The organism is Thermostichus sp. MS-CIW-23 (assembly GCF_054059455.1).
Genome location: NZ_JBSSCC010000008.1, coordinates 58,183 through 81,265, shown reverse-complemented (window position 1 = coordinate 81,265; position 23,083 = coordinate 58,183). Strand labels below are relative to the sequence as shown.

Genomic DNA, 23,083 nt, shown 5'->3' with positions numbered 1-23,083 from the left:
CCCTACTCCTGAGCCGTACGCGGATTGAGAAGGGCCTGCAGGTTTTCTCCCAGCCAGTCAAAAGCCTTGACCGACAGCAGCAGCAGCAGTCCAGGCATAACCCCCAGCCACCAGTAGCCGGTGGAGAGGTGGCGCATGGATTCGGCCAGAATAATGCCGATGGCCGGTAGGTGCGGCGAAATACCTACCCCAATGAATGAGAGGGCTGCTTCGTGCAAAATGGCGTGGGGAAACAGCAGAATAAGTCCCACTAGGAGCTGGGGCAAAATGTGAGGCATCATATGGTAGCGGGCAACCCAGAGGGAAGAGCGGCCCAGTCGGTAAGAACTCTGGACATAGTCAGAACTGCTGACCTGTAACACCTCGGCCCGCACCAGGCGCGCTAGGCTGGGCCAGTGGGTGAGGGCAACGGCAACAATGACTCCCCGAACTCCGCCGCCGACAGCAAAAGCTATAAGGATCTGCACCACCAGGTGAGGCAGGCTGAAACATAGGTCAATCATCCAGCAGATCGAGGCATCCACCCAGCCTCCCACCGTGCCACCCACCAAACCCAAAACAGCGGCGATCACCACGCTGACGGCGGCAGCCAGCATGCCTACCCACAGACTAAGGGACATCCCGTGCAAGGATCGGGCCAGCATATCCCGCCCCAGCCAGTCGGTGCCGAAGGGATGGGCCAGGGAAGGAGGCTGATTCCGCTGAGTTAGGTTCGGGCTCAGTCCGGTATCGCCGATAAGCCCAGCGCTGCAGAGGATAGACACCAAAAAAAAAGCACACAGTCCAATTGCCCACAGAGTCTGCCGCCTGCGCTCTCCTTTGACAGAGGACTCTGAGAATTTCATCCCCCCATCGGCATCAGCAGCAGCAACACGAGGCGATGCAAAAGGGATCATCCTATCCTCCCGCCAAGGCGAATGCGTGGATCGACAATCTGGTAGGACAGGTCAGCTAGGGTATTGCCGGCATAGACAAACAAGGCGCTGAAAAACACAATGCCCACCAACAGAGGCACATCACTGCGCAAAGCTGCCTGTACCGTTGCTTGTCCCAGTCCTGGATAAGCAAACACCTGTTCCACTAACACTGAGCCACCAAACAGTTCCCCAAAGGAGGCAAATTGCAGCGTCAGCGCAGGCAGCAAGATATTCCGCAAGCCGTGGTACCACAGGATCCCAGCCAGGCTTTCCCCCTGGGCACGAGCAAACAGCACATAGTTGCTGTGCAACACGTCAATGAGCTTCTGACGAGTGTGCAAGGTGATGTTGGCAACGCCGATGAAAGTTAGGGTGAAAGCAGGCAAGAGCAAGTGGTGTAAGCGCTGCCAAAAAGTCACCTCCTCCGCCAACGCGCCAGGTGGCGCGGCGCAACAGATAGGTGTTAGACCCAGCTCTACCGAAAACGCGATCAAGAGTAGCAGCGCCACCCAGAAAGGGGGAGAAGAGGCGAGGGTGTAGGCGTAAAGACGAATACCGCGGTCAACCCAAGCGCCCTGAAACGCTGCGGCCAAAACCCCCAACCCCACTCCCAGGAAACCGGAAAGCAGCCAGGCAATTGCCAGTAAGGGCAGCGATAGCTCAAACCGCTGTTGAATGACCTGCACCACTGGCTGATCGAACACCATTGAGGTGCCCCAGTTGCCTTGAACCATCTGCCCAAGCCAGTTCCCAAAGCGAAGCAGCATGGGCTGATCCAGCCCCCAACGCTGGGCAATCAGGTCTCGTTGGGCTGGGCTGATCTGCAGCATGTCGGCCCCTACATAGGCTTGTACGGGATCAACAGGGGAGAAGCTGAGCAGGGCAAACGTCAGGACTGCCACAGCCGCCAGCAGCAACCCCAGCCGAGTCAGCTTATAAGCCAGAAACAGCAGAACTGACCTCAGTTGCACGTCCATTTCCAACGGGTGATGTTGGCTGTGATTGGCCAACCATGGCCATGAGGCTGTACCTGCGGCTGGCCTATATCCAAGCACTCGTGGACAAAGTAGGTATGATCCAGGTTCACCAACCAAGCCCAGGCTGCATCTCCTTTGGCAGTAAAGCCTTGCTTTCCATCCCACTGGGCTGCCCGCCAGAAGGGGATAGCTTCAGCTTCAGAGGGGGCCTCCATAGCCAGATCCAGCATTCGATCCACAAACGGGTTGGCATAGTAGCCGGCATTGAAAAATCCCCCCTGGGCCGCTTTGCTGTGGTAGAGGTTGTACACCTCAGTTGGGTCATGGCTGCCCCAGCCAAACAGCACCACGTTGCTGTGCATGAGCGGAGTGATGTCATCCCAACTTTTGCCCTCGACATTGACTCGGATGCCCACAGGCCGCAGCATTTCTGCAACAGCTAGGGCCAGGGCTTGGCGAATACTGTCGTTGGCCGGGTAGAGCACGGTGAACTCAGCCCGCAGACCGTTTTTTTCCACTACCCCATCCCCATCTTTATCGCTCCAGCCTCCCTCAGCTAGAATCTGACGGGCCAGGTCTGGATTGTTGTCCTCAATCTTGGCGGTCGGCTCTTCCCAGGGCAAACCGCTGACTGGGCCATAGGCAGGGGATCCGTAGCCTTCTAGGACTCCATCCACCAGCGCCTGTCGGTCAATGGCGAAGTTGACCGCCTTGCGAATCGCCAAGTTAGAAGTCACATCGTTGCCGATGGGGTATCCCTTTGGGGTTGTCGCACCGGTTTTAGGGGGAAAGGGGAACATCAGCCCTCGGTTATCCACACTGGGAATGGCGTGAAGCTTCATGCCCTCAACAGTTTGCTTAGCCAAAGACTGAGGCACGCTAACCACGTGTACCTGTCCGGCTCGGGCTGCTGCAAAGGCTGCATCCTCCTCCAGGAAAAGGAAAACCAGCCGCCGAATGCCAGGAGTCTGGCCGTAATATAAGGGATTTGCCTCCACAATCAGTTGTTGCCCCTCATCCCACTGCACCAGTCGGTAGGGGCCAGAGCCAATGGGTTTGCGAGCATAATCAGGCCCGTGGGCATGTTGAGGCACGATACCCAAGGTGATGAGGCGGTTGACAAAAGTACTTTGGGGTTTTTGCAGCCGCAGCTCCACCGTATGAGTGTCGATAGCTACTGCTTCCTTTAGGGCGGTTAGGTCGACCAGACCACCACTCCGAGCTGCTTGGTTAAAGGTGTAAGCCACGTCCGCTGCTGTGACAGGTTTTCCATCGGAGAAGACTGCATCCTTTCGTAGGGTTACCGTCCAGGTTAGGCCATCTTGGCTGACAGTGTAGCCAGTCGCCAGGTCGTTTACAATCTCAAGGTTCTCGTCCCGCCGCAGCAGAGTGCTTTGGAACAAAGGCGAACCGTAACGTCCCCAGCCCAGGGTGGGATCAAATCCTTCTTCCCTTTCCCCTCCAATGGCCAGCACGATTTGATCGCTGGATCCTGCTAGCTTTGGATCGAAAGCTGTCCGCTCAGCAGCATTCTGAGCGCATCCAGCCCACATCTGGCTCAGCAAGAAGAGGCCCACAGACCACACAGTTACTTTTAAGCTTGATGCCATAGAAACCCCGATCTGTCGCTTTTTCAGCAAAAAGGAGCAAACCCCCTTGCCTCCTGGACAAGACTTATGGCAGCTAAGCTATCACTGCCTTATCTTGAGAGCAATGCAGGGGGGGAGGATGCTTAGAGGATTCCGATGACTTCCTGCAAGACCGCTGGGTGAAAGGTGAGGTCTGGTAGCTCCAAAGGCTGCTGGCTTGGTGATGATTGAAGCACTCTACTCCCGTCTCTGAACTCCGTGATACGATGTAGCTCAGCTATCGGTTCTGACGGGGATCAGCCGCCAGAGGAAACGGGGAAAGAGCAGTGAGAATCTGCCGCTGTCCCGCAGCTGTGATCCGGTTTAGGAGAAGTCCTGCAGCAAATCTCTAGAGTCATTCGCTGCCGATCCAGGTCTTGTCCCCCAAAACCGTGTCAGTCAGAATGCCCGCCGATGGTTTTTCTAAACTTCACAACATCTGCGAGGTACAGATGGTAACTGTCTTGGCTTTAGCTCGTTTCTGCTTTCGTTATCCTGAGCATTTTCCCGGCGTTGCTCCCACAAGCTTTCGGTACTCCTCAGCAGTAGAAATAAGTCCAAGAACCCAAGCAAGACTCTGAGCCAGTTGGCCGGGAGAGAGTAAATTTTGGGTGCTGTTGCACCAAGATCTATCAAGATCTACAGCCCGCCTACGCGAAGGAAAGAGTGAGATGTCAGGCTTCCTGACTTCAATTGGTAGGCTGGCAAGTAGCCACTGCGATCGCTGGCTGCGTTGAGTATCTTTTTTGCGCAAAAGGCAGTGTTTTGTTGGGGTTCCAGAGGCAAGAGAGGAACAGCCGGTTTCTTCCTTGGCGGGCGGGATCCCAGTTGAGGGCGAATTGAACGCAGGAAAATTAGAAAACTCAGTATTTGGGATGGCACACAACATGACTGCACAAACCATGACATTGGGGTATGCCCGCATGGGCAAGCGCCGCGAGCTCAAAAAAGCTTTGGAAGGCTTTTGGAGTGGTGCCCTAGGGTCAGAGGCTCTGCTGGCTACCTTTTGGGATTTGGAGACTCAAGCCTGGCAGACTCAGCTACAAGCTGGGATTGATCACATTGCGGTAGGGGATCAGACTCTCTACGACCATGTACTGGACTGGGCCACCTGGCTGGGGCTGATCCCCTCTCGGTTCCGAGGTCTGTCGGGTTTAGACCGCTACTTTGCCATGGCGCGGGGGCGGGAGGGCCTGCCGGCTTTGGAAATGACCAAGTGGTTTGACACCAACTACCACTACTTGGTACCCGAAATTGAGCCGGAAGCCGATCCCAGTCCTAACTTTGGGGATTTTTTGGAAAGAGTTCGGCGGGCCCAAGGGATCCTAGGGGAGCGCACCAGCCCCGTTGTCCTCAGTCCAGTGACTTTGCTCTGCCTTAGCCAGCGATCTGGGGATCTGCGGGCGGACTTGGAAAAGCTCCTTCCTCTGTACCGGGATCTCCTCCAGGAGTTAAAACAGCTGGGGATCCCAGAAGTCCAGATTCACGATCCCATTTTGGTTACCAGCCAGGGAAGTGGCCTGCGGGAAGCTGTGGAAATGAGCTACCGCCAGTTGGCAACCGCCGGGATCCCTGTCCACTTGGTCACCTACTTCGATGACCTGGGGGAGACTTACCCCTGGGTGGTGCAACTGCCGGTGGCCGGCATTAGCCTTGACTTTACCCGTGGCCACACCCTGGATCTGGTAAGAACCTATGGCTTTCCGGCTGACCAGATCCTAGGTGCTGGCGTAGTGGACGCTCGGAATGTCTGGAAGGTTCAGCCTGAGACCGTCTTGGCCAGCCTGCGGGAGCTGCAGGGGGTAGCTCCCAACCTACGGGTGCAGCCTTCCGCTTCGTTGCAATTTGTGCCCCACGACGCTGCTCTGGAAGCCCAGTTGCCGGAACCCCTCAGAAATGTCCTCAGCTTTGCCGAACAGAAGCTGGCCGAAGTAGCTCTCCTGGCGCGAGCCCTCAACGGCGAAGACACTGCTGCCCAGCAGGCGGAAATCCAGCAGCAATGGCAGAGCTTTGCGCAGTTTAGCCCCCCCAACCCCCAAGTGCGCCAGGCTTTGGCCAACCTCAAGCTCCAGGACTTCGAGCGATTCCTGCCCTACGAGCAGCGCCTAAGTCGGCAGGTTCAGCTACCACCTTTGCCCACCACCACCATTGGCTCCTTCCCCCAAACTCCAGAGGTGCGGCAGTGGCGAGCTAAGTACAAAAGAGGGGAGGTTTCGCAGGCGGAGTACGAAGCAGCCATTGACGCTGAGATTGCCAAGTGCATCCGCATTCAAGAAGAGATTGGCCTGGATGTGTTGGTGCATGGGGAATTTGAGCGCACCGACATGGTGGAGTACTTTGCCCAGAAGCTGGAAGGCTTTGCCTTCACTGAACACGGCTGGGTGCAGAGTTACGGCAGCCGCTGCGTGCGCCCTCCCATTCTCTACGGCGACGTGGTTCGCCCCCAACCCATGACAGTGCGGGAATTCCAAGTAGCCCAGTCCCACACCCAAAAGCCGGTGAAAGGCATGCTCACGGGGCCAGTGACTATGCTCAACTGGTCCTTTCCCCGTGTTGATATTCCCCGGCGGGAGCAGGCTTTGCAGATTGCCCTGGCCTTGAGAGCCGAAGTGGCAGATCTGGAAGCGGCTGGAGCGGTGATGGTGCAAGTGGATGAGCCGGCACTGCGGGAGGGGCTACCTCTGAAAAAAGAACGCTGGCCAGAATACCTCAGCTGGGCAGTGGATGCCTTTCGCCTAGCTACCGGCGGGGCCAAGCCGGAAACCCAGATTCACACCCACATGTGCTACTCAGAGTTTGGGGACATCATCGAGCACATTGAGCGGCTGGATGCCGACGTGCTTTCCATTGAAAACAGCCGCAGCAACAACAAAACCCTGCTGCAAATTGCCCAGGCTGGGTATCGTCACCAGGTGGGCAACGGCGTTTACGATGTCCACAGCCCTGCGGTGCCGAGCGTTGAGCAAATCCTGCAGCAGCTGCGCACAGGACTGGCCCACTTGCCTGTGGAGCAAACTTGGGTTAATCCCGATTGTGGCCTCAAGACCCGCCGCTGGGAGGAGGTGATCCCCGCACTGAAAAATATGGTGGCTGCCGCTCATCAGCTAGGGGAGGAGCTTCTGGAAACCCAACCTGAGGGTCTGCGCGAGTAAGGCCCACGACCCGCTGATGTAACTGGTCGGGCTGGCTTGACAAGTCGCCGCGGGCGGTGCCGCTGTTGTGCTGATGCGGCTGGCTTAGGGCCTACGGTCTGCTGATGCAACCGGCAAAGCTGCTCTCCGGGATCTCAAAAAGCTTGTGAAGAGCAAAGTAGGGATCCCGGTAGCCCCTCAGCGCAGATCATACAGGCGCCCTCCCTCCATGCGCACCACCCGGTGGCCGGCCCGCTCCACCAGATAGGGGTCATGGCTGGTCATGATGACGGTCACCCCAAAGGAATTGAGCCGCTCCAAAATCTGGAGAACCAAGAGGGAGTTTTCCGGATCTAGGTTTCCTGTTGGCTCGTCCGCCAGCAGCAGCACCGGCATGTTGACAATGGCACGGGCCAGGCTAAGGCGCTGCTGTTCCCCTCCCGAAAGCTCATGGGGAAAGTGATCTCGCTTTTCGGTCAGCCCCACCATCTTTAGGGTCGGCCCGATGCGACGGCGGATTTCTGCGGGGGACAGCCCTTGGGCGCGCAGCACGAAGGCCACATTTTCTGCCAGGGTGCGGTTGGCCAGAAGGCGATAATCTTGGAAAACCACCCCCAAGCGCCGCCGCAACATGGCCAGCGGACGCGGTGGGATGCGGTAGGGTCGCCGCCGCCCTTCAGAAGAAAAGAGACAGACTTGATCGACGATGACCGTGCCCTCGGTGGCCTGTTCCGCCCCGTAGAGTAGCCGCAGCAGGGTGGACTTGCCCGCCCCGGAGACCCCAGTTACGAACACAAACTCGCCGCGGCGCACCTCCAAGTTCACATCCTGAAAAACTAAGTTGCCGTTGGGAAAGACTTTGCTCACGCCCCGCAAGGACACCATGCTGGCCGGGGCTTGCAGGGATCCGGATTGGGTGCTGCCGTAAAAGCCCAGGGTGGCCTCTGGATTGGCCGAGGCAGGGGGATGAGGGGTCGGAGCCGTACCCGCCCAACGGTACAAGCGAGGAGGATAGCCGATGTGCTGACCGATCATCATGGCAAGCGCCTACAGAGAGAAGAACGAGGGAGCGCCGGCAGACTAGGGGCGCAAACGAGAAGGGGGATCCCACAGCACTCGCCAGACAAAGCTGGGCAGAGCTAACATGCGTCGCCAGCGCCAGGGTTCCTGATAGAGACGATACAACCATTCCAGGTGATGGTCACGCCACCAACGGGGCGCTCGCCGTTTTTGGCCGGCCCAAATGTCCAAGCTGCCCCCCACCCCCATCCAGATAGCCTGGGGCAAAAGGGGACGCCACTTCTGGATCCACAGCTCCTGGCGCGGGGATCCCAGCCCCACCCACACCAGTTGCGGTCGAAATTCCTGGAGAGCTTGCAGAAGCTCTTTTTCTTCCTCGCTAGAGAAGTAGCCGTGGTAGCCCCAGAGGGCCAAAGCAGGACACTGGGCTTGCCAATATCGAATTGCTGCCCGGTTGACTTCCGGCCTTCCCCCCACCAGGGCCAAGCGCCACCCCCGTTCTGCCGCCAACGGGATCAGGGTTTCTGCCAGCTCGATCCCCGGCACCCGCTGGACGCGGATCCCCTGCCGCCGCAGGGCCCACACCACCCCAATGCCATCGGGGATCACCAGCTCTGCTGCCTGCAGCACCTGGGCAAAGGCCAGATCCCGCTGCGCCTGCATGATCATTTCCGGGTTGCAGGTAACCACCTGAGCGCCCTGACCCTCCCGAATACGCGCCTCAATCCAGGTGGCGTAGCTCTGTAGGCTGGCCTCCGGCAGAGCAAGGTGCAGGTTCACGCCCAGAATCGCATGGATGGATAACGACACTACCGACCGAATGCTGGCCCCCACTGGAGCCGTTGGACACGCTTTTAAGATAGCCCGGACCTTCTCCCAGAGGGAGAGGGGAGTTCGAGGAGGCATTTCATGGCTATTTGACCACGAAAATCTCTTCCCTCAGGCATCCGCGGCGGCATCCACGGCGTATCTCCATCAGACCAGGCCAGAGGGAATTGCCCGACCCAGAGCAAGCCCCTGAAGGTTGGTTGCCATCTTTCGAGACAGGAGACTTGAGATGAAGACTGCAAAGACTCCCTTCGCTCTGCCTCAATTGGCCGCCGAATGGGATCCCAGCCCTGCAACCTCCCGCCGCAGCTTGTTGTTGGCTGGTTTGCTGGCGGGCGTAGGTGGAGCAATTGGATTGCGCACCCTGCCCGGTGCCGCCCAGTCCAACACTGCCGACATCGCCATCCTCAACGCGGCCATTGACTTGGAACAGCAGGCAATCTGGGCCTACAAAACCGCTGCCGGCAAGTTGAGCAATACTGAGGTGGGCAAGATCGTGTTGGAAGTGGCCACCAAGAACCTGAAGGATCACGAACAGCACCGGGATCTGCTGGCGGGCGCCGTGCGGCAACTGGGGGGGATCCCCTCTCGGGCCCGGGATAGCTACGACCTTTCCACCTACATCGACAACAAAGAAGGCAATCTCGACTCCGATGCCAACATTGCCAAGCTGGCCCCGGCTCTGGAGTTTGATGCAGCCTTGGCTTACAACGACGCGTTTACCCAGCTTTCCAACAAAGACCTGGTGGCTGCCGCCAGCACCATTGGCCCCAACGAAGTTGCCCATGCCACTGCAATCCGGGCCGTGTTCCACAGCCTTGATCCCAGCATTCTGGTGGTGCCTGCCCCCTTTGTCAGCGCCGAGACTCGGGAGCGCTGGATCCTGAAGGTGTAGAGCTGTTGGTAACCCCTGCCGGCGATGAGGCGATGATCTGCAAAGCCTTCCAACGTCCTCTGTAGGACTTGGGGCTTGGAGATCCAAGTGCTCTGCACTGCTGTCGCAATCGCCTTCTTCTGAACGCCTCAGCTTTTTTTCGCTTCCTAACCTGTGTGGAGAAAGCCCTATGCCAATGACGCGGCGGTTGCTGTTGCTCAGTGGACTGGGATCCCTGCTCAATGTGGGGGCCATCTTGGCCGTGGATCGGTGGCGACAAGCCAGCTCCGTTGCGGAGCGGGATCCTGTCGAAGCAAAGGCGGCAGCAGAGGTAATCATTCGGGGGTTTCAATACCTGCCCTCGGAGGTTACCCTCAAGCGGGGCGGCAAGGTGACCTTCACCAACCTGGATTCCACCCCCCACACGGCTACTCCCATAGAGGGAGCGCAATTCCAAGGAACGGGACGGCTGAGGCGCAACGAGAGCAAAGCAGTGGCTTTCGAAGTGGCCGGCATCCAGGACTATTTCTGCGAGATCCACCCCAGCATGGTGGGCCGTATTGTCGTCGTCGATTAGGTGGAGGCCATGCAAACCCCTCTTCCCTTCTGGAACATTTGTCGGCGGGTGTACCTGGTTTGGGCCGTCCTTTTGGGGATTGGGTTTGCTGCCACCCAGTTTCACCAAGAGGCCAACATCAACTGGCTGTGGTTGGTGATTTCCCTGGTTGGCTTGGGCTACATGGTGCGGCAGACCAGGCTGCCGGAGTTTCGAACAGCCGGACTGGCCCATCTCTACTTTGTGGGCTTGGTGTGGACGCTGGTGATCGCCCAGGGCATGATCCTCTCGGTGCTGCCCTTTGTCGGACGTACCCCTTTGGCAGCCTTGGGCCAGTATTTGGGGGTGTTCTGGCTGTGGCAAATGGGGCTGGGTCACTGGCTCAACGGCTTGGTGGATCCGCCGCGCCTCCCCTACTGGATGACCGGTGGGATCCAGATCCTGGCCGGAGTTGCCTGCCTGCTGTGGGGGCTGGAATGGCAGTTTGCGGTGGCAGGGGGAATCGGGGCCTTGGCCATGCTTCTTTTGATCCGGTTGCACTGACCCGTTCACCGATCTGACTTTGGGGTCTTATCCAGGCGCACTCGCCAAACTCCACCTCCCACGGCCACTTCATCCCCAGGGCGCAGCTTGCGTCCCCGCCGGGTTTCCACCTCACCATTCACCCGCACTTGCCCCGCTTGGATGAGCTGCTTGGCCTGCCCGCCGGTGGGAACAACCCCCGCCAGCTTGAGGAATTGATCCAGCTTGATTACAGGATCCGTCGCCGGCTGGGGATCCCTTTGAGGAGTCTCCGCCATCACTTCACCCAAAAGGTTTTGACATTTACAAATTCCAGGATCCCTTCCCGACTCAGTTCCCGTCCATATCCTGAGCGTTTGATGCCACCGAAGGGAAGGCGCGGGTCGGACTTGACCATGCCATTGATGAACACGGATCCCGCCTCCAGCTCCTCCAGCAGGCGCTCTTGTTCCTCTGGATCGGTTGTCCAGGCGCTGGCACCCAGGCCAAAGGGCGTGTTGTTGGCCAGCTCAATGGCTGCCGACACATCCGGGACGGTGAACAGCAGCGCCACCGGCCCAAACACCTCCTGGTGGGCCACCGGATGATCCGGGGGGATGTCGCTCAGGATCGTGGGCGGGTAAAAATTTCCTCCCCAGGGGGAGCCACCGATGTGAACTTTGGCTCCTGCTTGCACCAAAGCCTGCACCTGTCCGTCCACCTCTTGCAGGATGCTGGGGGTAGCCAGAGGCCCCACGTCCGTTTGCGGATCCAAGGGATCCCCCACCTTGAGCTGGCGAAATCGCTCCGTCATGGCAGCCGTGAAAGGTTCGGCGATAGCCCTGTGTAGGATAAATCGTTTGGCGGCAATGCAGGATTGGCCGTTGTTGATCAGACGGGCCGTGACCGCTGTGGCGACTGCTGCCTCCAGATCGGCGCTGGGCAGCACGATGAAGGGATCGCTCCCTCCCAGTTCCAACACCGTTTTTTTCAGATATTGACCGGCCAAACGGGCCAGGCTGGAGCCGGCGGCTTCGCTCCCGGTGAGGGCGGCCCCCCGCACCCGTTCATCCGCCACCACCTCTGCCACCTGGGCTGCTGTGATCAGCAGGGTTTGAAAGACCCCTGGCGGAAATCCCCCCTCCCGAAAGATCTGCTCTAGGGTCAAAGCCGATTGGGGCACGTTGGAAGCATGTTTCAGCAAGAGGGTGTTGCCCGCCATCAGGGCTGGGGCGGCACAGCGAAACACCTGCCAAAAGGGAAAGTTCCAGGGCATCACCGCCAAAATCACCCCCAGCGGCTGGTAGCGGATCCCGCTGCGGCTGGCATCGCTGGCGTTCGCGTAAGCGTTGCGTAGCAATATGGAGCGCTCGGTCAAGAATCCCTCTGCCTCCTCGGCATAGTAGCGACAAACCCAAGCGGATTTTTCCACTTCGGCAACGGCAGAGGCCAAGGTTTTGCCCATCTCCAAGCTGATTAGGCGGCCAAACTCCGCTTTGCGCTCCTCCAAGATCTCTGCCACCCGCTTCAGCCAGGCGGATCGTTGAGCAAACGGGATCCGACGATAGCTCTGAAACCGCTCGTGGGCTTGGGCGATACAGCTTTGGATCTGCCCAGCGTCGAAAACGGGGTAGCGAGCCAATTCCTCTCCGGTGGCGGGGTTGATGCTGACCAGGTGCCCCTTCGCGTAAGCGTTGCGTAGCAATATCGTTTTCCCTCAACGCCTGTTTCTCCACTCTGGCATTTGTGCTCTGCCTGGAATAGTGCTCCGCACTGCTACTGCGTTCGCGTAAGCGTTGCGTAGCAATATGGAAAGATTTGTGGAGTGGAAGACTTAGCGTTCCAGGCTGCCCATGGAGTCCTTGGCCGTTGGATCCTCGGGAGCAGACCAGAACTCATAGGCTGCTTGCGACAAGCTGGCGATCAGCCCTTCGGCTCTGGGATCGTTGGGGGTTTCTCGCTTCACCCACACCGCCGCCACATAGCGCCGCCCGTTGGGCAAATCCAGGATCCCGGCATCCCCCACCACGGAGCTCAAGGTTCCCGTTTTGTGGGCAATGCGCACCTCTTGACCCAAGTTGGGCCGGAAATAGGAGGGCCGTTGGGTGCGCCAGAGAATGTCCAGAAAACGGTCGCGGCTGCGGCGGCTGAGCATGCGCCCCTGTTCCACCTGGCTGAGCAACCAAACCATGTCGCGCGGGCTGCTGGTGTTGGTGCCTTCCAGATCCGGTAGCCACCATGAAATTTGCGTGTGTTGTAGCCCCCACTGGCGAAATTTTTGGTTGAGAGCCTCCTGCCCACCCAGGCGATCGATGATCAGGTTGGTGGCGAAGTTGTCGCTGAGGGTGATCATCAGGGTGGCCGCTTCCAAAGCAGAAACCTGGGATCCGAGGGGTCGGGTTTGCAACACACCAGCTCCCCCTCCCTTGAGATCTTCCCGCAGAGTGAGCTGTTCATCCAGCCGCACCTGTCCGGTTTCCACAGCCTGGAAAAAAGCCAAGAGAATGGGGATCTTGATCACGCTGGCGGCAGGAAAAGCCTGATCCGGCCTAACCCCGGCAAAGGCGCCGGTTTCCACCTCCCAGAACAGAGCCCCTGCCGTCAAACCCGGTTGGTCGGCCAAAGCGGCCAAGCGCTCCTGCAAAGCCGGGATCGCTTCTCCCCGCAGAATGTTACTCGGGAATGCCGACGGGGGAGGATCCCCAAGCTGCGTCGTGGACTGTTCTGTCCGGCCAGCGGTGGTCGATTGCAGCAGTTGCGAGAGGCCCGCCATCGTCAGGCCCAGGATGAGACTTAAGCTCAGTCCCCTGAGCAACACTTGCCCGAGAGATGGAGAACGTCTCAAGCGGCGGGGCTGGGCAGCCCGTTGGCGCAGACGAGCAATGGCTTTCTGGCGAGCAAGACGCAGCGGTTGAGGAGGGGAAACCAATAGGGATCCCCTGGGGGCAGGAAGCAGGCGACCAGATCCCGTTCGCAGCTTTGACCCCTCTGGAGGCGGGACGGCGTTCTTGGCAGGTTGTGGAGGGCGGCGGGGATCCCGCGACTTCTCTGGCAAAGGCCTACGGCCCGCTAGCGCGGATGGATCGGTGCCTTTCCTCTCCCTTGCTCTGGTCATAAGAACGATTGCCTTAACACCATACTTCTGACAGACACTGCTGGCAGTTTCACCGACTCCACTCCGGTGAGCTTGGCTTAATTAAACCCACATTAAACCCACAAATTGGCCAACCTGCCCTGACCTAGATTGCAAAACGCCCATCAAACCGTCCTCGCGACACGAAGCCTAGCAACAACCCCGCCAAAGGCAGGATGAGTCCCTGTTGCCAGAGCATCCACTCGGAGTCGTTTTAAAAACTTAGGTTGATCCGTGACCCCCCTTTCCCTCTGGAAGAGGGGCTGGGAATAGTCGCGGAAGCGGCGCGGAGCGCTTTTGCCAAGTCCAGGAAAACCGTCAGATCTGTTCTCTCTGAGGGGGCTCACACCCATGGGGAGCCAGCTCCCGGCTAGCCCTTGCAGAGCCGATACACGGGCAAAGTGAAATGAAAGCTGCTGCCTTTGCCCAAGGAAGACTCCACCCAAATCTGGCCGTAGTGAGCGCGCACGATCCGTCGGCAGAGGGAAAGGCCGATGCCATAGCCCTCCTGCTGCTGATCCCGGGACAGGCGGACGGAATCGGAGAAGATGCTCTCTTGGTCGGCTTCCGGGATCCCAGGGCCAGTATCGCTGACGGTCACCTGCACCTTTTGGCTGGTGCGATGGAGGACATCGAGGCGGATGGATCCCTCGGCAGGGGTGTACTTGATGGCGTTGTCCAGCAGGTTGAACAGAACTTGGCGGATCTTGTCGGGATCCACGTGAACAGAGGGCAGATCCACGGGAATATCCGCTTGAAACTGCAGCCGCTTGCTTTGAATGCGCGGCCATAGCTCCTCGATCACCGCCTGACACAAGCCGGGCAACTGGGTTTCTACGGCTCGAATCCTCAGCTCCGAGGCAGCGCCACGGGCCGACTCCAGGATATCGGTGATCATGCTGTCCATCTTGCGCAGTTGCTGGCGGGCGTGATCGAACAACTGCCGCTCCAGGGCTTTGTCCAGGGATCCCTCCCGCCCCTGCTGCAGGGTTTCGACCGCCAGAGCCGTGGCCGTCAGGGGGCTGCGCAAATCATGCACCAGCATGGCCAGAACGCGATCTTTGAAGTCCAACTGCTCCCGCAATTGGGCCCGCTCCTGCCGCAGCAAAAACACCTCTTCCGACATTTGCAACAGCGCCTCGGTGGTCGGAGGGGAGGCGGGATCCCGTCCTGCTCCTTCTTGATGGGCGGCCAAAGCCGCTTGGCCTTGCCAACGAGGCCACCACACTTCCAACTGCGTCGCCAAGTCTGCGCCCGCCAAAACTTGAGCGGGCAAGGGCTCAGCCTTGACCAGAGCCGGAGTGGCCACCAGCTTGTAATGCTCTGCCAGGTAGGGGTGCTCCTCCAGCGGCACCACTTCCAGTTGAGCAGGGTATTGGCCGGGCAACCCCTGGATGTGCTGGCGCAGATGCTCCTCAAGCTCGGCAACAACAGCTCGACTCTTGGCGAACAGCAGCAGGCGAATGACAGAACGAGCGGAGGTGAGGTCTGGCGAAGTTTGCATAGGCCAAAATCCAAAAGCCAAAGGTTGGCGTTTCAGCAGCCGGGATTGCCGTGCGCTCGTTCGCGGAAGCGGACCGTAGGTCTAACCGTAGGAGCCATTGCTGCTTGTTCCTTCCTAACACTAACCTTGGGAAAAGCTTAAAAAGGGACATGGAGTGTAACAAGAAAGACCCCTCAGCGTGTATCTTTCCCGGCCGAGGAACAGCCGCAGGAGAGTATGGCCAGAACCCGCCCACGGAACTTAACAGAACTTAGTGAAACAGGTAGGCCAGCCCCACCAGCAGGGCCACCAACCCCACCGCTGTCAGGGTGAAGTGAAGCAGGGAAGTCTTGCCTTTGCGCACCATGTTGCGCATGGCCAGGCGGGTGTAACTCAGCTGGGGGGGGGATCCCGCCCCAACCGAAGGAGAATCTGCAGAAGAAGGCTGCGCCATCAGGATAACCAGAGCGATAATTTACCCTACCTTCAGGCTAGCTTAATCTGCTCCTCCGGATAGAGGTGTTTCCCAAGCTTCGACCTTCCCGCTGAAGAAGGGCCATAGCTGTCGCGCGGGGATCTTCCGGTGCCAAAATAACGACAGCATCCCCCTCTTTTGCCCCCCATGTTGCAAGTTCAGCATCTTTCCTACCATCCGGCAGGCGTTTCCCAGCCCATTCTCAACGATCTTTCCTTTGAGTTGGGCCTGAACCAGTTGGGGCTGATCGTGGGCAAAAGTGGGGCAGGTAAGAGCACCCTGCTGGAGATTTTGGCTGGCTTGGCGCGGCCCACCCAAGGACGGATTACCTGGGGAGGGGCAGAACTTTCCCCCAACCGCTTGCGCAGCATGGCGGGGTTGGTGTTTCAGTTTCCAGAGCGGCACTTTTGCGGCTTGACGGTGCTGGAGGAAATGCGCTTTGGTTATCCAGAGCTACAGAGAAAAGAGATCGAAAACGCCCTCAGACAGGTGGGATTGGAAGGGATCCCTCTACATACCTCCCCAAACCGCCTCAGCGGCGGGCAACAGCGGCGCTTGGCCCTGGCCGTCCAGTTGATCCGTGGCCCGTTTTTGCTGTTGCTGGATGAGCCGACGGCAGGATTGGATTGGTCGGTGCGACGGCAGTTGATCGAGCTGTTGGCTCGGCTAAAGTCCACCTGGACGGTGTTGGTGGTTTCCCACGACCTGGAGGAGCTGTCCTCCATTGCCGATGTGCGGTGGACATTGCAGGCGGGATCCCTGAGGCCGGTGGCGGCGGAGGCTTTGCTTCACAGGTAGCGGCGGGGATCCACCGGTTGGCCATTGACGCGCACTTCAAAGTGAACATGGGGCCCCGTGGAGAGGCCGGTGGAGCCGGAAGCAGCAATTGCTTGCCCCCGCTGTACCTGCTGGCCTACCCCAACGGCAACGCGGCTGTTGTGGGCGTACAGGGTGGTGATGCCGCCCCCGTGATTCACAATCACCGTGTAGCCATAGCCGCCGTACCAGCCGGCGTAGATGACGGTGCCCCGGTCAGAGGCTCTCACCGCAGTGCCGGTGGGCACACCAAAATCGATCCCCGCATGAAAGCGGCGACTGCGGTAGATGGGGTGAACCCGCCAGCCAAAGCCGCTGGTGATCGGCCCGCGCACCGGAGCAATGAATCGGCCTGTCCCTTGAACGGGATCCCTGCCCCCCTGCTGTTGGGCCTGCTGGGCGATCAGTTGCTGGATGAGGAGAGTCAACTGTTGGGAATCGGCTTCCAGCCGCCGTTGGGCTGCTTCATAGGCCGCGCGTTCGTTGGCCAAGCGGCCCACCAGTTGCTCTTGGGCGGCAGCCTGCTGCTGCAGTTGATTCTTCTGGGCGGCCAGCTCCTGCAAAATCAAGGAAATCTCGTTGCGCTGCATCTCCAGGGCAATGCGCTGTTGATCCACCTCCTTGGCCATTGCTTGCAGCTCTTGGATCAACTGCCGATCCGCCTCGATCAACAGTTGCAGTTGGTGGCGGCGGTCGAAAAACTCGTTTAAGTCACGGCTGGTGAGCAGCAAAGCCCACCAATGTTCGGCCCCCTGTCGCTGCATGTAGCGCAAACGGGCAGCCGTGCCCTGTTGCTGCCGTCTCAGGCGGTCTTCCAGCTCCTGTAGCTCCTTTTGAGCTTGCTCCAGGGCTTTCTGGGCTTGTTCCAGACGATACTGATTGTCGCGAAGGCTGGATTCGGTCTGTCGAATGTTTTGCTGCAGGGATCCCATGCGGCGGCGGGCCTCTTCTTCTGCCTGGCGCAGTTCTCCCAGGCGGCGCTGAGTGCTCTGGATTTGGTGCTGGATCTGCTGCTGCCGCTGTTGCAATTGGTTGACATTCTGCGCCTGAGACGGGGCAACCCCCCCCAGTCCCCCCAACAGCAAGAGGGTGAGCAATCCAAGCATCACCCACACTTTCAGTCTGCGTGCCCCACGACTCAGACTCGTCACTCCTCACACCCTCTGCAACTGACCCATCGACCCTAAGGATACAAAGATCCCCACGGATCTGAATCGGGCCTGAGCTGGCTATTGCCGGTTATGGCTGCTTGACAAGAAATAGAAAGAAGCGACAGGACATAAGAAAAAGACCCTGGCGACACAGCGGCGTCACTCTCAGGAGCAGTGAAACTATTCGTTTCTTTGTTTTGACTTTCCTCTCCCAGGGAAAGAAGGGTTAGGGGCGAGGGGCAACCGGGAACTGTCTCAAACCTGTTTGAAATAACCACACCGCTGTTAGGCTCGTACTAACCTTTGGATCTCATGGGTCTGATGGTGGGCAGCCCAACCCACCGGCGAGCGACAGCGACCTCAACATCTGGCAAAGATGAGAAACCGATGAGAGGGTATTTCCCCACAGATGGTATTCGAGGATTTTGAGTGCGGTTTCGGGAAAGGGTCACAGCACCCCTGGCTACTCCATCTGTGGCAGCAGCCGCTGATCGCGGTGATCCGCCTCTGTGCCAGCCCAGCCCAGGCCCTAGAGGGATCCATGCTGGCCATCCGGGCCGGGATCCGCCACATTGAAATCACCACGCAAGTTCCCCAATACCTGGAGTTGATTGCCCAACTGCGGCAAGACCACCCGCAGTGTTGGATAGGGGTGGGCACTGTTCTCAATCGACAGATGGCGGAGCAGGCTTGGCAGGCAGGAGCCCAGTTTTGCGTTTGCCCCTTCACCGATGAGCAAGTCATCCGTTGGGGTCAGGAAGTAGGGCTGCCCATCGTGCCCGGTGCCCTCACCCCCAGCGAGATCTGGAGGGCGTGGCAGGCGGGGGCAACGGCAGTAAAGGTGTTTCCAGTGGAGAGCATGGGGGGATCCCGCTACCTGCGCCATCTACAATCGGTGCTGGGATCCCTGCCGTTGATCCCCACCGGGGGAGTCACCTTGGCCAAGGCAGCGGAATACCTGCAAGCAGGGGCCTGGGCGGTCGGCGTTGCCGGAGATCTGTTCCCGCCAGAGGATTTGCATTCGGGCTGCCATGAGCTGGAGAATCGACTGCGACAGGTGCTGCAGCAGCTTGCGGAGCAGAGAAGCAAAACCTGGCCCAATCTGGGCAAACCAGTAGAATAAGGGGCGTGGTGTGAGTGAGGCCCGCATGGATGGATCTCTAGATCTCTATCTGCAATTCAACATCCCCAGCCCGGTTGAAGAAGCCACTTGGCGTCATTGGTTCGAGATCTGGCTGAAAGAGCTGGGAGTCCAGGAGCCATGCGAGCTCAGCCTTTGCCTCACTTCCGATGAACACATCCGCCAGCTCAACCGCGAGTTTCGCCATCTCGACGAGCCCACCGATGTGTTGGCCTTTGCCGCGCAGGAGATGTTTGCCCCCTTTGAGATCCAAGACGTAACGGGGGTACGCCTGCTGGGGGATGTTGTGATTTCGGTGCCCACCGCCCGCGCACAAGCCAAGGCGCAGGGGCATCGTCTTTCGCAAGAGTTGGCCTGGTTGGCCAGCCACGGGTTGCTCCATCTGCTGGGGTGGGATCACCCGGATGAACTGTCCCTGCAGCGCATGTTGCAGCAACAGCGACAGTTGCTCGCAGCCATCCAACTGGATGGGGAGGTGGCCCATGGCCAACAGCCCTAGTCGGTTGCCGGAGCGTTCTCGCCTGGCGGTGTTCCGGCGGCGCGTCCATTCCGGGCCCACCGGTGTAGACCCAGCGCCTATCTCTGAGGCCGATCCCGCAGCAACTGCCGAGCCTTTGGGAAGGGATCCCTGGCGACGCCCCCCCTCTTGGCAAGTGGCCGACAACTTGGGCAAAAGTTTCTACTACGCGGGCAAGGGCTTGGTCTATGCCATCTGCACTCAGCGCAACTTCCGCATTCACATGGTGATGGCGGTGATGGCCTTTGGCCTTGGGCTGGGCCTGCGGCTGAGCGCCCTGGAAATGGCCCTGATCAGCCTGACCAGCGGCTTGGTGATGGCGCTGGAGCTGGTGAATACCGCTCTGGAAGCAGTGGTGGATCTCACCCTGGGCAGCAAGTACCATCTCCTGGCCGAGATCGCCAAAGATTGCGCGGCGGCAGCGGTGTTGATGGCGGCAGTGGCGTCCTTGATGGTGGCGGCTTGGCTATTTCTTCCGCCCTTGGTGTTGCTGCTGCAAGATGGCTTCCCGGCAGCAGGGTAGCTCCCCGACTGGAGAGGGAGTTTCCTATCCAGACGGCTGGGAGTGGATCACCACCCGTCCTCCCTGCCGGTCCAGGTTGAGCAGTTTGGCCTCCGCTTCAATATCCAACTGCGCCCAAGCGCTGACCATCGCGGATCCCACCCGTTCCCGATTCTCGGGAGCACAGAGGGCCAGAAGAGTGGGGCCGGCTCCGCTGATCACCACTCCATAGGCTCCGGCAGCCATGGCTGCAGCTTGAACCGTTTTGAACCCGGTGATCAGCTCCATACGCGCCGGCTGGTGCAGCCGATCCTGCAGGGCCACCTTCAGCCAGTCCACCCGCCCCGACTGCAGGCTGCGGATGAGTAGGCCCAGATGGCTGCTGGAAAAAACTGCATCCGCCAAGCTGACGGATTTGGGCAGGATCTCGCGGGCCGCTTGGGTGGAAAGCTTAAAGTTGGGCACTACGGCCAGGATGCCAATGCTCTCATGCCACTCCACGGGACAAAACACCCATTGCCCCTGCTGTCCCTGCACACAAAGCTGACAACTGCCCTGCAGGGCGGGCACCACATTGTCTGGGTGGCCCTCCAAGGCAATAGCCAGTTGTAGAAGGGTTTCGGGAGCTAAGTTGAGTGCTCCAATGGCATTGGCCCCCAGCAAGCCGCCGACAATGGCGGTGGCAGAACTGCCCAACCCCCGCGCCAGGGGCACGTTGAGGGTAATTTCGATTTCTACCCCCGGCACAGGCTTACTCAGCAACTCAAAGGCGCGGCAAAAAGCCCGGTACACCAGGTTGTCCTTGCTTTGGCTGATGTGGTCGCTGCCACGGTAGTGGATGCTGAGGCCGGAAGGGATCTCGCGAAAATGGAAGTGATTGTAGAGCTCTAGGGCTGCACCGATGCAGTCGAACCCTGGCCCCAAGTTGGCGGTGGTGGCCGGGACGATCACCTCTACGCGTTCTTTGACCAAGGGGACAACTCCTCAGTGAACGGTGGGTAACTCAATGTTTGCGGGTTAGTGCCTACGGGCTCCCATTATCCTACGAACGATGGCCAGACCTTGGATATTCTCGCCACCTCTGCTCGGTCTGCAGCTCGCCGAGGCAAACGCGCTGATCCAGCGGAGCTTTTGGACTATCCCGAAAGGTTTCTGACCATGATTGGTTCTTGTGACTTATTTGTGACTTCATTGAGTATCGGGAATGTTGGGCCTGTTTCAACTCCAGCCTTTGCCATTGGCTGAACCCATCAGGGATCCTGAAAGAAGTGCGGGAGGGATCGGGGGGTGCAGGGACTGTCTTGGTTGGTGTTGGGTTTGAGCTATGTCGGGTTGGGACTGGGATCCCTGCCTAGGTTGCGTATGAACCGGGCCACCATCGCCCTGGTGGGATCCGCCCTGTTGATCGGCTTGGGGACCTTGTCGCTACGGCAGGCTTGGGAAGCCATTGACCCGACCACGATTGTGTTTCTCCTGAGCATGATGGTGGTAAATGCCAGCTTGTCCTATGGGGGGGCTTTTCAGTTGGCTTTGCTGGGCTTGATTCGGGTGAGCCGCAGCCCCTTTGGCCTGTTGATCATGCTGGTGTTCGGCAGCGGGCTGCTCTCGGCTTTCCTGCTCAACGACACGCTGGCGCTCGTGTTTACTCCCCTGACTTTGCAGGTCACAACGGTGCTGGGGTTAAACCCGATTCCCTATCTGCTGGGCTTGGCGGCAGCCACCAACCTGGGATCCGTCGCCACCCTGAGCGGCAACCCGCAGAATATCCTGATCGGCTCCTTCTCTGGGATCGGCTATCTGGAGTTTGCTGCCCAGATGACCCCCATTGCCGTGGTGGGGCTGCTGCTGGAAGTGGGGTTGCTGTGGTTGTACTACCCTGAGGTGCGCTCGTTGAAACCCTTTGCCCAGGTGCCTTGGCTACCGCTGCGGCTCTATCCGCCCCTGTTGCGCAAGAGCGTGGTGATTACGGGGGGGCTGTTTGTGGCCTTTGTAGCCGGACTTCCCTTGGCAGAATCGGCCTTGGTGGCGGCGGCCCTGTTGTTGATTACCCGCAGGCTGAAGCCGGAGCGATTTTTGGGGCAGGTGGACTGGAATCTGCTGGTGATGTTTTCCGGGCTATTTATCCTGACGCGGGCAACGGGAGAGCTGGCCACTGCTTGGGGGATGGGCTTGGGATCCTTGGCAGAGAGTCTGGCGGGATCCCCTCTTGCCCTGCTGAGTAGTGTGGCCGTTTTATCCAACCTCATCTCCAATGTGCCGGCGGTGCTGTTGCTGCAATCGTTCCTGCCCCGACAGGAGACCACCGCTTGGCTGTTGCTGGCTGCCGGCTCCACTTTGGCGGGCAATTTGACTCTATTTGGGGCGGTGGCCAATTTGATCACAGTCGAGGCAGCGGCCAAAAAAGGCTACGTGCTTTCGTTTGGGGAACATCTGCGCTTTGGCCTGCCCCTCACTCTGCTGACTTTGGGGTTCAGTGGGTTGTGGCTGTGCCAGCCCTTTCTGTCTTCCCCATCGCTCAGATGACCTCTGTCGAGGGATCCAGTGGGGCTGTGACTGGCTTGTCGGGATCCCTGTGTATGATGGGAAAAAGAGTTTAAGAAACGTAACGTGTCTTCTCCGCTATCGCAGGCAGTTATTTTGATCACAGGGGCAACAGGGGGTATCGGCAGCGTCCTGGTGCCCATGCTGGCTCAGGCCGGATCCCATCTGGTGTTGGCCGCTCGGCGAGAGGAGCCTCTGCGAACTCTGGTGGAGAAATCGCTCTCTCTGGGGGCTGCCTCTGGATTGGGGATCCCCACTGATGTGACGGACTATGCCCAGGTAGAGGCCCTGGTCAACCAAACGGTGCAAAAGCATGGGCGCATTGACGTGCTGATTAACCTGGCCGGGGCCGGGATCCTGAAGCCTGCTCCCCAGCTAACCCCCGCAGACCTGGAGCGAATGCTGGCGGTCAACCTGAAGGGCAGCTTCTACACCAGCCAACTGGCTGCCAACCCCATGCGGGAGCAAAAATCCGGCCACATCCTCAATTTTCCCGGCGTCCTTGGACGTTATCCCATGGCGATGGCCTCTGCTTACTGTGCGGCCAAGTTTGGGGTGGTCGGGTTTAGCAAGTGCATGGCCGATGAGCTGAAGCGCTTTGGGGTCAGATTTACGCTGTTTTACTTCGGGGGCATCGACTCACCCTTCTGGGATCCCATCAGCCTGAAGGTGCAACGAGACAAGATGCTCAGCCCTGCCACGGCTGCGGAAGCCATCTGCTTTGCCCTTACAGCGCCCGCTGGTGCTGTACCGAGCGAGATAGTGTTGCAGCCGGAAAGCCACCAATTCCTTTGACCAAGTGTTTTGCCGTCCTTTTGCTGGGGTTGAGGCGGCAGCAGCTTGTCTTTTGGTGAAACAAGCGCTCGAGTTTCTCTCTTGGGCTCCCCCCGTC

General features: G+C 59.1%; 22 protein-coding genes and 1 riboswitch. Of the genes, 10 read left to right on the top strand and 12 right to left on the bottom strand.

Going from position 1 to position 23,083, the window contains the following annotated elements:
• Positions 1-2: 2 nt before the first annotated feature.
• The 3 genes from ACVW0B_RS04810 to ACVW0B_RS04800 are packed head-to-tail and all read right to left on the bottom strand — an operon-like array spanning position 3 to position 3,504.
• Positions 3-896 (bottom strand): ABC transporter permease, encoded by an 894-nt coding sequence (locus ACVW0B_RS04810; protein WP_011429071.1) that lies wholly within the window; start codon positions 894-896, stop codon positions 3-5.
• Entirely contained in the window at positions 893-1,894 is a 1,002-nt protein-coding gene (locus ACVW0B_RS04805; RefSeq protein WP_457491086.1) for an ABC transporter permease, read from the bottom strand. Before ACVW0B_RS04805 ends, ACVW0B_RS04810 begins: the two co-directional genes overlap by 4 nt.
• Positions 1,879-3,504 (bottom strand): ABC transporter substrate-binding protein, encoded by a 1,626-nt coding sequence (locus tag ACVW0B_RS04800; RefSeq protein WP_457491085.1) that lies wholly within the window; start codon positions 3,502-3,504, stop codon positions 1,879-1,881. The genes ACVW0B_RS04805 and ACVW0B_RS04800 overlap by 16 nt, the downstream gene beginning before the upstream one ends.
• A 243-nt stretch (positions 3,505-3,747) precedes the next feature.
• Positions 3,748-3,952, top strand: a riboswitch (cobalamin riboswitch).
• 457 nt (positions 3,953-4,409) lie between these two features.
• On the opposite strand from ACVW0B_RS04800, the gene metE reads away from it, so the two are divergent.
• Positions 4,410-6,674: a 5-methyltetrahydropteroyltriglutamate--homocysteine S-methyltransferase gene (gene metE, locus ACVW0B_RS04795; protein ID WP_011433481.1), complete on the top strand. Its 2,265-nt coding sequence runs from the start codon at positions 4,410-4,412 to the stop codon at positions 6,672-6,674.
• A 177-nt stretch (positions 6,675-6,851) separates the two neighbouring features.
• Here the strand turns inward: metE and ACVW0B_RS04790 are convergent, their stop codons facing one another.
• Positions 6,852-7,538: a cell division ATP-binding protein FtsE gene (locus tag ACVW0B_RS04790; RefSeq protein ID WP_457491093.1), complete on the bottom strand. Its 687-nt coding sequence runs from the start codon at positions 7,536-7,538 to the stop codon at positions 6,852-6,854.
• 195 nt (positions 7,539-7,733) lie between these two features.
• A complete protein-coding gene (locus ACVW0B_RS04785) occupies positions 7,734-8,453 on the bottom strand; it encodes a WecB/TagA/CpsF family glycosyltransferase (RefSeq protein ID WP_457491084.1) in 720 nt (239 codons plus the stop codon).
• A gap of 277 nt (positions 8,454-8,730) precedes the next feature.
• On the opposite strand from ACVW0B_RS04785, the gene ACVW0B_RS04780 reads away from it, so the two are divergent.
• The 3 genes from ACVW0B_RS04780 (at position 8,731) to ACVW0B_RS04770 (ending at position 10,474) form a co-directional block, all read left to right on the top strand.
• A complete protein-coding gene (locus tag ACVW0B_RS04780; RefSeq protein WP_457385425.1) occupies positions 8,731-9,396 on the top strand; it encodes a DUF4439 domain-containing protein in 666 nt (221 codons plus the stop codon).
• A 175-nt stretch (positions 9,397-9,571) separates the two neighbouring features.
• Positions 9,572-9,952 carry a plastocyanin/azurin family copper-binding protein gene (locus ACVW0B_RS04775; protein WP_457491083.1) on the top strand — a complete coding sequence of 127 codons (381 nt, stop codon included), beginning with the start codon at positions 9,572-9,574 and terminating at the stop codon, positions 9,950-9,952.
• Positions 9,953-9,961: 9 nt separating this feature from the next.
• The gene (locus ACVW0B_RS04770) at positions 9,962-10,474 is read left to right on the top strand and encodes a hypothetical protein (RefSeq protein ID WP_457491082.1); all 513 of its coding nucleotides are present in this window, start codon (positions 9,962-9,964) and stop codon (positions 10,472-10,474) included.
• Between the two features lie 5 nt (positions 10,475-10,479).
• Here the strand turns inward: ACVW0B_RS04770 and ACVW0B_RS04765 are convergent, their stop codons facing one another.
• The 5 genes from ACVW0B_RS04765 to ACVW0B_RS04745 form a co-directional block, all read right to left on the bottom strand.
• Positions 10,480-10,731 carry an RNA-binding S4 domain-containing protein gene (locus ACVW0B_RS04765; RefSeq protein WP_457491081.1) on the bottom strand — a complete coding sequence of 84 codons (252 nt, stop codon included), beginning with the start codon at positions 10,729-10,731 and terminating at the stop codon, positions 10,480-10,482.
• A complete protein-coding gene (locus ACVW0B_RS04760) occupies positions 10,731-12,137 on the bottom strand; it encodes an NAD-dependent succinate-semialdehyde dehydrogenase (RefSeq protein WP_457491080.1) in 1,407 nt (468 codons plus the stop codon). The genes ACVW0B_RS04765 and ACVW0B_RS04760 overlap by 1 nt, the downstream gene beginning before the upstream one ends.
• Positions 12,138-12,266: 129 nt before the next feature.
• Positions 12,267-13,361, bottom strand: a complete 1,095-nt coding sequence (locus ACVW0B_RS04755; RefSeq protein WP_457491079.1) for a serine hydrolase — start codon at positions 13,359-13,361, stop codon at positions 12,267-12,269.
• Between the two features lie 574 nt (positions 13,362-13,935).
• Complete coding sequence (locus ACVW0B_RS04750) at positions 13,936-15,069, bottom strand: histidine kinase (RefSeq protein ID WP_457491078.1); 1,134 nt, start codon at positions 15,067-15,069, stop codon at positions 13,936-13,938.
• Between the two features lie 250 nt (positions 15,070-15,319).
• Complete coding sequence (locus ACVW0B_RS04745) at positions 15,320-15,502, bottom strand: DUF3285 domain-containing protein (protein WP_414352125.1); 183 nt, start codon at positions 15,500-15,502, stop codon at positions 15,320-15,322.
• A gap of 168 nt (positions 15,503-15,670) precedes the next feature.
• Between ACVW0B_RS04745 and ACVW0B_RS04740 the strand changes: the two genes are divergently transcribed.
• Positions 15,671-16,321, top strand: a complete 651-nt coding sequence (locus tag ACVW0B_RS04740) for an ABC transporter ATP-binding protein (RefSeq protein WP_457491077.1) — start codon at positions 15,671-15,673, stop codon at positions 16,319-16,321.
• Here ACVW0B_RS04740 and ACVW0B_RS04735 read toward each other — a convergent pair.
• Complete coding sequence (locus tag ACVW0B_RS04735; protein ID WP_457491076.1) at positions 16,312-17,445, bottom strand: murein hydrolase activator EnvC family protein; 1,134 nt, start codon at positions 17,443-17,445, stop codon at positions 16,312-16,314. The two genes, ACVW0B_RS04740 and ACVW0B_RS04735, sit on opposite strands and share 10 nt — an antisense overlap.
• A gap of 454 nt (positions 17,446-17,899) precedes the next feature.
• Between ACVW0B_RS04735 and eda the strand changes: the two genes are divergently transcribed.
• From eda to ACVW0B_RS04720, 3 genes are read left to right on the top strand one after another with little or no spacing between them, the layout of a single operon-like run.
• Positions 17,900-18,613, top strand: coding sequence for a bifunctional 4-hydroxy-2-oxoglutarate aldolase/2-dehydro-3-deoxy-phosphogluconate aldolase (gene eda / locus ACVW0B_RS04730; protein WP_457491075.1), 714 nt, complete (start codon positions 17,900-17,902; stop codon positions 18,611-18,613).
• Positions 18,614-18,638: 25 nt separating this feature from the next.
• Positions 18,639-19,130, top strand: coding sequence for an rRNA maturation RNase YbeY (gene ybeY / locus ACVW0B_RS04725; protein WP_457491074.1), 492 nt, complete (start codon positions 18,639-18,641; stop codon positions 19,128-19,130).
• Positions 19,114-19,671, top strand: a complete 558-nt coding sequence (locus tag ACVW0B_RS04720; RefSeq protein WP_457491073.1) for a diacylglycerol kinase family protein — start codon at positions 19,114-19,116, stop codon at positions 19,669-19,671. Before ybeY ends, ACVW0B_RS04720 begins: the two co-directional genes overlap by 17 nt.
• 24 nt (positions 19,672-19,695) lie before the next feature.
• On the opposite strand, the gene thrB is transcribed toward ACVW0B_RS04720, so the two are convergent.
• Entirely contained in the window at positions 19,696-20,622 is a 927-nt protein-coding gene (gene thrB / locus ACVW0B_RS04715; protein ID WP_414329601.1) for a homoserine kinase, read from the bottom strand.
• Between the two features lie 315 nt (positions 20,623-20,937).
• Between thrB and ACVW0B_RS04710 the strand changes: the two genes are divergently transcribed.
• Both ACVW0B_RS04710 and ACVW0B_RS04705 read left to right on the top strand, forming a co-directional pair.
• Entirely contained in the window at positions 20,938-22,173 is a 1,236-nt protein-coding gene (locus ACVW0B_RS04710; RefSeq protein ID WP_457491072.1) for an anion transporter, read from the top strand.
• An 84-nt stretch (positions 22,174-22,257) separates the two neighbouring features.
• Positions 22,258-22,986 carry an SDR family oxidoreductase gene (locus ACVW0B_RS04705; RefSeq protein WP_457491071.1) on the top strand — a complete coding sequence of 243 codons (729 nt, stop codon included), beginning with the start codon at positions 22,258-22,260 and terminating at the stop codon, positions 22,984-22,986.
• Positions 22,987-23,083: the final 97 nt, after the last annotated feature.

Excerpts from the sequence above, each read along its gene's own strand:
- ACVW0B_RS04810 (WP_011429071.1), bottom strand. The coding sequence starts at position 896 with ATGATCCCTTTTGCATCGCCTCGTGTTGCTGCTGCTGATGCCGATGGG.
- ACVW0B_RS04805 (WP_457491086.1), bottom strand. The coding sequence starts at position 1,894 with ATGGACGTGCAACTGAGGTCAGTTCTGCTGTTTCTGGCTTATAAGCTG.
- ACVW0B_RS04800 (WP_457491085.1), bottom strand. The coding sequence starts at position 3,504 with ATGGCATCAAGCTTAAAAGTAACTGTGTGGTCTGTGGGCCTCTTCTTG.
- metE (WP_011433481.1), top strand. The coding sequence starts at position 4,410 with ATGACTGCACAAACCATGACATTGGGGTATGCCCGCATGGGCAAGCGC.
- ACVW0B_RS04790 (WP_457491093.1), bottom strand. The coding sequence starts at position 7,538 with ATGGTGTCCTTGCGGGGCGTGAGCAAAGTCTTTCCCAACGGCAACTTA.
- ACVW0B_RS04780 (WP_457385425.1), top strand. The coding sequence starts at position 8,731 with ATGAAGACTGCAAAGACTCCCTTCGCTCTGCCTCAATTGGCCGCCGAA.
- ACVW0B_RS04775 (WP_457491083.1), top strand. The coding sequence starts at position 9,572 with ATGACGCGGCGGTTGCTGTTGCTCAGTGGACTGGGATCCCTGCTCAAT.
- ACVW0B_RS04770 (WP_457491082.1), top strand. The coding sequence starts at position 9,962 with ATGCAAACCCCTCTTCCCTTCTGGAACATTTGTCGGCGGGTGTACCTG.
- ACVW0B_RS04765 (WP_457491081.1), bottom strand. The coding sequence starts at position 10,731 with ATGGCGGAGACTCCTCAAAGGGATCCCCAGCCGGCGACGGATCCTGTA.
- ACVW0B_RS04750 (WP_457491078.1), bottom strand. The coding sequence starts at position 15,069 with ATGCAAACTTCGCCAGACCTCACCTCCGCTCGTTCTGTCATTCGCCTG.
- ACVW0B_RS04745 (WP_414352125.1), bottom strand. The coding sequence starts at position 15,502 with ATGGCGCAGCCTTCTTCTGCAGATTCTCCTTCGGTTGGGGCGGGATCC.
- ACVW0B_RS04740 (WP_457491077.1), top strand. The coding sequence starts at position 15,671 with ATGTTGCAAGTTCAGCATCTTTCCTACCATCCGGCAGGCGTTTCCCAG.
- ACVW0B_RS04735 (WP_457491076.1), bottom strand. The coding sequence starts at position 17,445 with ATGCTTGGATTGCTCACCCTCTTGCTGTTGGGGGGACTGGGGGGGGTT.
- eda (WP_457491075.1), top strand. The coding sequence starts at position 17,900 with ATGGTATTCGAGGATTTTGAGTGCGGTTTCGGGAAAGGGTCACAGCAC.
- ybeY (WP_457491074.1), top strand. The coding sequence starts at position 18,639 with ATGGATGGATCTCTAGATCTCTATCTGCAATTCAACATCCCCAGCCCG.
- ACVW0B_RS04720 (WP_457491073.1), top strand. The coding sequence starts at position 19,114 with ATGGCCAACAGCCCTAGTCGGTTGCCGGAGCGTTCTCGCCTGGCGGTG.